This window comes from Polaromonas sp., assembly GCF_030680935.1.
GTDB lineage: Bacteria > Pseudomonadota > Gammaproteobacteria > Burkholderiales > Burkholderiaceae_C > Polaromonas.
Genome location: NZ_JAUXUP010000054.1, coordinates 21,786 through 27,975, shown reverse-complemented (window position 1 = coordinate 27,975; position 6,190 = coordinate 21,786). Strand labels below are relative to the sequence as shown.

At 58.1% G+C, this 6,190-nt stretch carries 6 protein-coding genes and 1 other RNA gene; 5 read left to right on the top strand and 2 right to left on the bottom strand.

The genetic code is table 11. The features are described from left to right. The 3 genes from ssrA to Q8L50_RS13615 all read left to right on the top strand — a co-directional run. Window positions 1-365, top strand: a transfer-messenger RNA (tmRNA) gene (gene ssrA, locus Q8L50_RS13625); the annotation flags it as partial. 240 nt (window positions 366-605) lie between these two features. After that, window positions 606-1,016 (top strand): hypothetical protein, encoded by a 411-nt coding sequence (locus tag Q8L50_RS13620; RefSeq protein ID WP_305349176.1) that lies wholly within the window; start codon window positions 606-608, stop codon window positions 1,014-1,016. 10 nt (window positions 1,017-1,026) lie between these two features. Next, complete coding sequence (locus tag Q8L50_RS13615; protein ID WP_305349175.1) at window positions 1,027-1,983, top strand: RES family NAD+ phosphorylase; 957 nt, start codon at window positions 1,027-1,029, stop codon at window positions 1,981-1,983. A 19-nt stretch (window positions 1,984-2,002) separates the two neighbouring features. On the opposite strand, the gene Q8L50_RS13610 is transcribed toward Q8L50_RS13615, so the two are convergent. Continuing rightward, window positions 2,003-3,262 (bottom strand): phosphatidylserine/phosphatidylglycerophosphate/cardiolipin synthase family protein, encoded by a 1,260-nt coding sequence (locus tag Q8L50_RS13610; protein WP_305349174.1) that lies wholly within the window; start codon window positions 3,260-3,262, stop codon window positions 2,003-2,005. A 186-nt stretch (window positions 3,263-3,448) separates the two neighbouring features. Here Q8L50_RS13610 and Q8L50_RS13605 point away from each other — a divergent pair, with 186 nt between their 5' ends. Then, on the top strand, window positions 3,449-4,198 hold the full coding sequence (locus Q8L50_RS13605; RefSeq protein ID WP_305349179.1) for a pseudouridine synthase: 750 nt from the start codon (window positions 3,449-3,451) through the stop codon (window positions 4,196-4,198). A gap of 60 nt (window positions 4,199-4,258) precedes the next feature. Here the strand turns inward: Q8L50_RS13605 and Q8L50_RS13600 are convergent, their stop codons facing one another. After that, window positions 4,259-5,038: an alpha/beta fold hydrolase gene (locus Q8L50_RS13600; protein WP_305349173.1), complete on the bottom strand. Its 780-nt coding sequence runs from the start codon at window positions 5,036-5,038 to the stop codon at window positions 4,259-4,261. A 133-nt stretch (window positions 5,039-5,171) separates the two neighbouring features. On the opposite strand from Q8L50_RS13600, the gene Q8L50_RS13595 reads away from it, so the two are divergent. Further along, window positions 5,172-6,128 (top strand): selenium-binding protein SBP56-related protein, encoded by a 957-nt coding sequence (locus Q8L50_RS13595; protein WP_305349178.1) that lies wholly within the window; start codon window positions 5,172-5,174, stop codon window positions 6,126-6,128. Window positions 6,129-6,190: the final 62 nt, after the last annotated feature.

Genomic DNA, 6,190 nt, shown 5'->3' with positions numbered 1-6,190 from the left:
GGGTTCGGACGCGGTGTGGTGCATGTCGAGCTGAGTGTGCTCGTAAAACTGATTCAAACAAACTAACTGCAAACGACGAACGTTTCGCACTCGCTGCTTAATTGCCAGTGAGCTTTACAACAGCAGGCCGATGGGCTGGGCAAGGGGTGTTTAGCGCAAGTTGAACGCTCCCGGCTGTAAAGATAATTTCATCGGCTGGCTCCGGGCTGGGTACCTTAACCCGGGGCAAGACAATAGGGTGCTGGCGTCCTGTGTAGCGTGCGACTGCGCGACACAGGTGGCGAGACTCAAATCAGACCGCTAAACATGTAGATCTGCCCGAACAAGGCTTGCGGACGGGGGTTCAAATCCCCCCAGCTCCACCATATAAGACGGTCAACGCCAGTGACACTAAGGCGTTGGCCCGTCAAATCGCCCCGGATTGGCGCTTGATGGCGCTCGATTCGCACGGCAATTCGCACGCGGATCCCTCTTACGGATTAGAACGTTCTTGTCTTACATACGGTGGGACAACCCTAAATGCTATGATGGTCAAAACGTGGTTGAATTGTGGTTCTGCTGCGTTTTTGTTTTTTCTTATTGCTCAGAATCCTGGAGATTAATCAATGAATGCAAATTTCGGACTGTTTAATACAGTGCCCGATGATGTTTTGCACTTTGGACGTGGGCAAGAATTTATTCCTAAGAGGGTTCCAGAACTGCTGGGCCTTAAGAAGGAGGATGTTTCTAGGCTTTCTTCCGTCTCTGTTAAATCTGTTCGGTATGACGAAAATATGCCTGAGCAGATGAGAGACCGATTGGAGGAAATAGCTAACATCATCAATATGGTTGCCACCGAATTTGACGGCGATGCTGAAAAAACAGCTTCATGGTTCAAGGCAAGGAACCCGTTGCTAGGCGATGTATCTCCCAGAGACATGATTCGCTTGGGTAGGTACGAGAGACTGCGAAAGTTCATTATTAACGCGCTAATCGAACGATCCGGTAAGCCCTATTCACACGCCGCTGCCGCCTAAGTAGGACTGAGTGGCCCGGTCAAAAACCCCTCCATATCGAGGTCCGGTTAAATCGGCAAACCCGATAGGAATTCTTGAGCTCGACAGATTCTCCGAAAAATCACTACAGCAGTGGCAAGCTGCGTCGAGAGATCTGGATGAGATTCAGGATTCACTATATTTTGGACCAGAGCCAGAGCGTCGCCGTTACCGCTCTGAACTAATCGCGGCTCTGCAGGCTGAACCCCCGTTAGCCATAGAACTTGAAAAGTGGATTCGGATTGTCACGTATCGCTACAGTGCGGCACCGTTGTCATGCGCCGGTAGCTTGCAGTACATCGGAGGTCGCTTCAATGCGGGCGTTGATTTGGATTCGATTACGGCTTGGCCGGCGCTTTATCTAGCGGAGGACCTTGAGACAGCCTTTCAGGAAAGATTCTTAACGACCATGGATAAAGACCCAAGTGGGCTTTTTGCCGAGGAGCTAGCACTTGAACAGCTTTGCAGCCATGCCACAGTAGTACTCCACGGCAAACTTAGCAAAGTATTTGATCTAACGTCCCAAGATTCATTAGCGGGTATAGCGCGAATTTTTCGTCGCATCAAAATGCCGACCCGCGCGCAGCAACTGAAGCGCAAGATGAATATTCAGAATAATGCGTGTTACATGGTTCAGAACGCGCGTCAGGTCTACGACGCAATGTTGAAACACAATTGGCGGCAATGGCCCGTACAGTTTGGACTACCGTCTCAAAGTCAGATCGTGGCAGAACTTATCCGTGCTGCAGGATTTGAAGCCATTTTGTATAAATCTACCAAAGGCCCACATAATTGTTTAGCGGTATTTCCGGACCTTCTGCAAGACGGGTCTTTTATCGCTTTGACCGACGAGCCGCCCGAAAGCGTTCTGTATAGACGATTGGATGCAGAATCGGCAACTGAACTTGAGGGCTGGGACTCCTTGCCCAAGCAGCAGCGGAAGAAGTGATTCTGCTGTCTATAGGGAACTACAGCTGCGACCCCAGCAGCAACGCCAGCCGCTCCATGACTTTTTCCTTCAGCGGGCGCGCTTCCCATTGCTCGTAGGTGACCCGGCGTGAACGCTTGAGATCGTCCTCAAACACCTGCGTCTGGCGCTCTGCAAAGGTGGTGTCAAAGACGTTCAGGTTGGCTTCGTCGTTCAGGCGGAAGGAGCGGTTGTCGAAGTTGGTGGACCCGACGGAGACCAGCAGCTTGTCCACCACCATGGCCTTGACGTGGTACATGCTGGGCTGGTACTCGTAAATTTCGGCACCGGCCTGGAGCAGCGGCCCCCAGCTGCCGCGTGACGCGGCGCGCACGGTGTTGGTGTCTATGATTTCACCGGGGGTGATGATGCGCAGCTTGACACCTCGTTTGAGCGCATCGGTCATGGCCTTGGTGGTCAGCTCATCGGGCACAAAGTACGCGCTTGACAGGTCAATGCTGCGCGCTGCCGCCGTGATCGACAGCAGGTACATCAGCTGCATGCTTTCACTGCCACCTGATGGTGAGCTTGAAAACACCTGCGCACGGCTGTTACCTGCTGGTGCAAGGGCCGGAAAGTAGGCCTCGCCGTGCATCACCTGGCCCGTGACCTTGAGCCAGTTGTCCATGAAAACTGCCTGCATCTGCGCCACCGCCGGGCCTTCAATGCTGAAGTGCGAATCGCGCCAGTGATCCGCGTCCTGCCCGTTGCCTGTCCATTGCGGCGCGATGCCGACTCCACCTGTGAAGCCGGTCCGGCCATCCACCACCAGCAGTTTGCGGTGGGTGCGGTTGTTCATGCGCCCCCAGTTGTACCAGTGGGGCTTGTGAAACTTGCGTATCTCGACCCCCGCCGCTTCCATTTTTTCAAGGAAGGAGTCGTCAATCTTCGCACTGCCCACCCAGTCCAGCAGCACATGCACTTTGACACCGGCCTTGGACCGCTCGGTCAACGCGTCCGCAAACTCCCGGCCAATGTCGCCCGACCAGTAGATGTAGGTTTCAAATGTGATGCTGCGTTTGGCGCCGCGTATGGCGGCCAGCATGGCCGGGAAAATCTGGTCGCCGTTGAGTAGCTCCTGCGCCCGGTTGCCGCCCACCACCGCAGGCCCCAACAGTGAGCCCATGGCCCGCAGGTACTGTGGGTCTTCAGTGCTGTAAAGGCGGGGGAGTTCGCGATTGACGTTTTTCTCGCCGGTGGTGAAGTTGACCGCAAGCAGTACAGCGGCCAGCGTCACAAGAAAGGTAAAAAGAACGGTCATAACCAGGCGTTTTTTCTTGATCATCGTGGTGCGGCCCATGCCCTGCGGTTGAAGGAAAGAAGGTTGCGCCAACGCGCAATGCAAGGCAATTTAAGCCGCGTCGCTGCCGCCCGCTGCGGGAAGCGGCCGATTCGACGGGTAGGCGGGTGGCTCGATCTGGCGGGTGACAATAGGGTGATGGCAACCATGCAACTTCAAGACATTCTTTTCTCTCAGGGTTTCGGCACGCGGCGCGTCTGCGCGGGGCTGATTCAACAGGGGTTTGTGGCTGTATCCCAAGTGCCGTGTGTAGATCCTGCTATGGAATTTGTAGCGGATGGTTTGCAGTTCACGGTACAGGGTGTGGCCTGGGCATACCACGCCAAGGCTTACCTGATGCTGCACAAGCCGGCCGGGTATGAGTGTTCGCAAAAACCCAGCACCTACCCCAGCATTTACACACTGCTGCCGGCGCCGATCCGCCAGCGCGGCGGCGGCGCGGCGGCCGGGGTACAGGCGGTGGGCCGGCTGGACCAGGACACCACCGGCTTGCTGCTGCTGTCGGACGACGGCAAGTTCATTCATCGCATGAGTTCGCCCAAACACCATGTGCCCAAGGTGTACCAGGTGACAGCCAAACACCCGGTCGATGACAAGCAGGTGGCCAAACTGCTGGCCGGTGTGGTGCTGGACGACGACCCCAAGCCGGTACGCGCTGCAGCTTGCGAAAAAACCGGTGAAACCCAGTTGAGCCTGACGCTGACCGAGGGCAAGTACCACCAGGTCAAACGCATGATTGCCGCGGTTGGCAACCGTGTGGAAGAGGTGGGCGGCCTGCACAGATCGCGCATCGGCTCGCTCGATTTACCGCCCGACCTGAAGGCCGGGCAGTGGCGCTGGCTCACGCCACAAGATCTCGCCGCCATCGCGGCCCGAGCGTATTCGCCCTTGGCTTAAGGGTGAAATCTGCCTCCAGCCCTTTCTGGACATGCGTCAACAGCTACGTAATTGATAGCGTCACGGCAATGTCAGCAGGAAGGCCGTCACCGCCTCCAGCGTGCGCTCAGGCTGGTCGCGTTGCGGGGAGTGGCCGCAGTTGTCGAGCCGGAGCTGGGCGGTATGTGGCGCAGCCAGTGCCAGCTCGTCCAGCTGCGCCATCGTGCCGTATTCGTCGCCCTTGCCCTGAATGGCCAGCAGCGGGGCGCTGATGTGGCCGCATTCGGCCCGTATGTCGAAGCTGCGAAAAGCATCAGACAGCCAGACATCGTTCCACTGCCAGAAAGCGCAGTCCACATCGGCGTGATGGCGCGCCAGGCGTTCGCGCAGCGTCCCGGACTCAAAGGCCACGGCAGCCGCGGCAATGGCTTGTACGGCGATGTCCTCGACCATCAGGTGCGGCGCCATGACGATGGCGGCGGCCACCGCGCATCGGCTTGCATGCAGCAGCGCGATGCTTGCGCCGTCCGAGTGGCCCAGCAGCACAGGGTTTTGAATGCCCTGACCGGCCAGCAGTGCCGGCAATACCTCCCAGGCTTGGCGGTGCATGTAGTCCGCTGGCAGCCGACCGGCGCCGCGTACATCAACCACCGCGTCAGACTGCCCGTAACCCCGCCGCGAGTACACCAGCCCCGCGCGGCCGGTGGCCTGGCACAGCGCATGTGGCCAGCTGCGGCCACGCTGCGTCCACAGGCTGACCGAGCCCAGGCCTTCGTGCAGAAAAACAATAGGCGCGCGGCCTGCGGGGCCGGGGATGCGCTGGACCTCAATCCGGGTGCCGTTGATCTCAACAAAATGCATGACGCCATCCTAAGGGAAGTCGGCGGGGAAGGGCGCTGGCGCGTTGATCAATGAGCCATACCCGCCCGCTACACTTGCGGCTTGCCCAGAAGAAAGTTGCTGCGTGAATTTCTCCCACCGTTTTCTGCTCCCCCTGCTGTTCGCCTGTGTTGCCGGTTTTGCCCTGCCAGCCCTGTCCCAGCCGGCGCCGCTGTTTGTGCTCAATTCACTGGACGCCAGCGTCAGTGTGATCGATCCCGGCACCTGGAAAGAGACCAAACGTCTGGCCACGGGCAAGCAACCGCACCACCTCTACCTGGCGCCCGACGAAAAGTCGTTGATTGTGGCCAATGCGCTGTCGGATTCACTGACATTTATCGATCCCAAGACCGCGCAGATCCAGCGCGAGTTGCGCGGCATCATCGACCCCTACCATCTTCGCTTTTCACCCGACATGAAGTGGTTTGTCACCGCAGCCAACCGCCTCAACCACATCGACATTTACCGCTGGGACGGCACCGACATCACACTGGTCAAACGGGTGCCTACTGGCAAAACCCCCAGTCATTTGTGGATAGACAGCAAAAGCGCCACGGTTTACTCGACCATGCAGGACAGCGACGAACTGGTGGCCATCGACCTGGCCTCCCAGACCGTCAAGTGGCGCACCGCCACGGGCTCCACTCCTGCCGATGTGTATGGCACTGCCGATGACAAGTACATGCTGGTCGGCCTGACCGGCAGCGATGGGGTGGAAGTTTATGACGTCAGCGGCAAGCAGCCGCAGCGCAGCCGCATCATCAAGACCGGGGCCGGTGCCCATGCTTTCCGCGCTCTTGGCGATGGCCGGCATGTGCTGGTCAGCAACCGCGTAGCCAACACCATCAGCAAGATAGATCTGCAGACTTTTGCCGTGGTGGATGTGTTTCCTGCGCCGGGCGGTCCGGACTGCATGGATGTCTCGCGCGATGGAAAACTCATTTATGTGACCTCACGCTGGTCCCGCAAGCTGACGGTGATAGATATCGCCAGCCGCGCGGTGGTCAAGCAGGTCAATGTTGGAAAGAGCCCGCATGGTGTCTGGACACTCGATCACGCACCGAGGCAGTGAGCCCCCACGGTGGATGTGGCCCCCACGGTTGCTCACTGCGTGTAGCTCCCTGCCTCCCGGGG